Here is a 3,712-nt window from a genome sequence, read left to right as displayed (position 1 = left end):
CAGCAACAATAACAACAGCAACAATAACAACAGCAACAATAACAACAGCAACAATAACAACAGCAACAATAACAACAGCAACAATAACAACATTCCAGAACAAGATGATAAGCGAATTAGCAAAAACAAAACTATCTTCCATAAGTACACTAAAGCTTTTAGTATAATGAGTAAAAAACAAAATAAATATTATAAAGCAACTAATTTTACTAAAAATGGCAAACAGCATTTCATTCTAAGCAATGGTACAATTCTTGACGGTAGTAAATACGAAAGAACTTATCAACAAAAAAATTACGTAAAAAAAGTTAAAGTAATTAATCGTAGCGGTATTAACATGTATCGAAAAGTGAAATTTAATAAAAATAATTTAGTAAAACATGTTGAATTTAATCAAAAATTTAATGTAATAAAAGTTGAACATTTAGATCATGATATTTCTCGCTATAAATTAAGTAATGGTTACTTCATTACTACTCATAAAAAATTCGTAAAAGCTATAAAATTAAGTCTTTAAGTTAAATACCATATAAATTATAGAGTAAACGGTCCTAGCATAGGTAAAACTGTCAAAAAAATTGTAATAAAAATTACAAAACCATTCAAGATTATAATTAAAAATAGTATGAATAAATTAACTTTCGAGCTAATAATATTAAATAAAAATATAGCAATCGTTTATATTAATTGGTAGCAAGTATGTTTCATTCATTAAATTTAATCATAACTATCAACTAACTTTAACTGGTAAAAATTATACAGTTAAAATCTTAATAAAAGCAGTATTAATTAATAAACAAGTTTGCACTTAAATCAAAGGGTTTGAAATAAACACTATAAATTAAATCAAAAATTAAATGTTAAGAATTTAAATATCTCAACCATAATATTACTATATCAACTAAGATAACGGTCATTCTATAACTATTAATAAACACTCTATGAGGTTAATGAGATAAAAAAATAAATCCACAAGAACTATTAAGTTCTTGTGGATTTATTTTTTTATACATATTATTTTCTAGCAATATCTACTTTAATTTCAGCATTATCATCGCTGGGATTCAAAGTTTCATCATAGGTAAAGTTAGCTTCTTGAAAATAACGCTTCATTTCACTATTAACTGTAGCTAATTCTCTAGTATCATTGTCTTGTCGAGTTAATAATAAAGTGTATTCTTTTGCATCTTCATCAGCATTTTTAAACTCATATAAAATATCGATCGTATTTAATATTTCTTGAATTAATTGTCTTTCGTTCATTTTAATGACAAACATCTCCTAATTACATATCAATGTTCACAAAATTCTTATTTCCTGTTACATATTGACTGTCTCCAATATAGAAACGTGTCTTTCCATTTATATCTACAACTTTTTTAACTGTAAATTTATGACCTTTTTTCCAAAAAGCAATACGATTATTAGTTGTCAGATTAGAACTACTATGAACATGTATTCCACCTTTAGCTATTACCTTATATTCATTTCCATTTGCAACATTTTTATAATATAAATCTTTTAAATTGGACTTTTCTATAAAACTTCCATCACTTAATTCATATACAGATTTACCATCATTATTGTTAACAATTTTAACAATTTTTAACTCATTTAAATTACCTAAATGTTTTTTATTATATTTTTTAACAATTCCAGATTCTGATAATTCTTTCTTAGAATAAGCGTGAATCAATTTAGTGTTATAAACATATACTGGATGTTTTAGATATTTAACTGTTTCATTAGCGGAACCTTTATTAGCATCCGAAATTTTAGTTAAACCAAATTCATACCCTTTATCATAAGCGAAATTATAAACAGGCCCTTTATCTGCATGTTTTCTAGAATGTTTATCAATAGCAGCTTTAAATCCATCATAAAACCCATTAAATCCTAAAATAAAGTCTTCAGATTTGTTTCCTAAGTCTCCTACTGATTCATCAGAATTTTCAACTGCTATAGCATGATTTATGCCCAGCATTCCATTTTTACCCATTTCATATCCACTTAAGTATGAAGAAGTAGTAGATTTAGCTTTTCTATTATTAATACCATCATTGAATCCATTTTCAATGTTTACATAATCTTTATTGTAATCATCAGATGTATGTTCACGATTTGTCATATTGCGAAAATCATTTAATGCATCATTCACACTATTAGAATTGTTATCGTTAATATTGTTGTTTGTAGGAGAAATTACACCAGCATAGTCATTATATGCATCCTTATATGCTTTCTCTAAACTCCAATCATAACTGTAAGATGAAGAATTATCACCATTATTATTGTAAAAGTCACTTCTACCTTGAGAAGCAGCCAACTTCAATAAGTTATATTGTTCATCATATATAGACTTAACAATTGAACTATAACTATTATTATAAGATCCCTTATTAATAAAGTCATTAGCCGCTTTAGATAAAGCTCCATAAAATACATCATATGGTGAATTTGAACTCTGTGAGTTGTCAAAATTACTATTCTTGAAATCTAGTTGAGCTTTTCTAACATCAAAACTTAATGATGAATAGACTTTATTATAAGCATCGTTAACGTAAGTATCCGAAGAATAAGCATAACTTCCAAACAAAGAACCATATTTATCATTATTAAAATCATTATTTGCACTGGAAATGGCTTTTGAAACAGCATCACTTTCACTACCGTAAACATGGTTATAAACACTATTTTTTAATGAATCAGATGCATATGATGCATGAGTAATATCCAATCCTATAGCTCCATCAAGTTTTCCATCGCCATAAGCACTGTTTAAATTACTATAAACAGAAGAGTACATACTATTATATCTCTTAGCACTGCCATAATTTCCATTAGAACCAGATCCTTTATCTATGTCACTTAAAGCAGCAGACATAGCATTTCGAGCCTCGCTATATGTCTGAGCTTCTATTGGAGAATATCCAGATACTGCTTGACTAATAGAACTACTATCAGACTTAAAGCCTCCATTTACAAAATCGCTTTGGGCTCGTGCAGCTGCGCTAGAAACATTGCTATATGCATTGTTATATACTCCGTTAGCTACAGCATTACTACCATTATGATAACTAGGTGAAGAGACGTTATCATAATCTTGTTTTGCTTGTGAAGCTGCGTTACTAAAGGCTGCATATTCACTAGCATATGCTGAACTATTAGCGGCTGTGTAATCACTGTAGGCTACAGAACTTCCTTTATCATAGTCTTGCTTAGCTGCCGATACTGCTGCGTATGCATCGCTGTACGCCTTAGCGGCTATAGCTGGTGTCTTTGGCCCATTGGCGGTTGAGCCGGTCTCAAAGTCTTTACGAGCTTGTGAGGCTGCACTAGATACATCGTTGTATGCTGAATTATATGCACGCGATGCTGCAGGATTAGTATAATCAGAAACCTTATTACCAGCATTGTTATCGTAATCATTTACCGCGCTGGATATGGCTGCATCCTCAGCTTCTTTAATAGCTTTATCATAAGCATCATTATAAGCTATGCTAGTTGCTTGATCACTAGCGTACGAACCTTGACTGGCTTGACTACCATTTGATCCATCATAACTACCTGCACTTGATGCGGAGTGTAATTGATCATATTCACTACTATATGCACTAGAGTTAGCAGCTGTGTAAGAAGCATAACTACCCTTGGAGCCTTTACCTCCAGCAAAATCTGTTACTGCTTGACTATATGCGCTATAAGCGTTGCT

Annotated in this window: 3 protein-coding genes; 1 reads left to right on the top strand and 2 read right to left on the bottom strand. The window is 30.0% G+C overall.

Annotated features, from left to right (window positions below; translation table 11 throughout):
* The coding region (locus K5Q11_RS05345; RefSeq protein WP_220751714.1) for a DUF5776 domain-containing protein at positions 1 to 517 on the top strand (517 nt) is incomplete at its 5' end.
* A 497-nt stretch (positions 518 to 1,014) separates the two neighbouring features.
* Here K5Q11_RS05345 and K5Q11_RS05340 read toward each other — a convergent pair.
* Both K5Q11_RS05340 and K5Q11_RS05335 read right to left on the bottom strand, forming a co-directional pair.
* On the bottom strand, positions 1,015 to 1,263 hold the full coding sequence (locus K5Q11_RS05340; protein ID WP_220751712.1) for a hypothetical protein: 249 nt from the start codon (positions 1,261 to 1,263) through the stop codon (positions 1,015 to 1,017).
* A 22-nt stretch (positions 1,264 to 1,285) separates the two neighbouring features.
* The coding region (locus tag K5Q11_RS05335) for a DUF5776 domain-containing protein (protein ID WP_220751710.1) at positions 1,286 to 3,712 on the bottom strand (2,427 nt) is incomplete at its 5' end.

It is taken from the genome of Apilactobacillus xinyiensis, assembly GCF_019656235.1.
Taxonomy (GTDB): Bacteria; Bacillota; Bacilli; order Lactobacillales; family Lactobacillaceae; genus Apilactobacillus; species Apilactobacillus xinyiensis.
The sequence above is the reverse complement of the archived record's forward strand: the minus strand, read 5'-3'. Positions and strand labels throughout refer to the sequence as shown.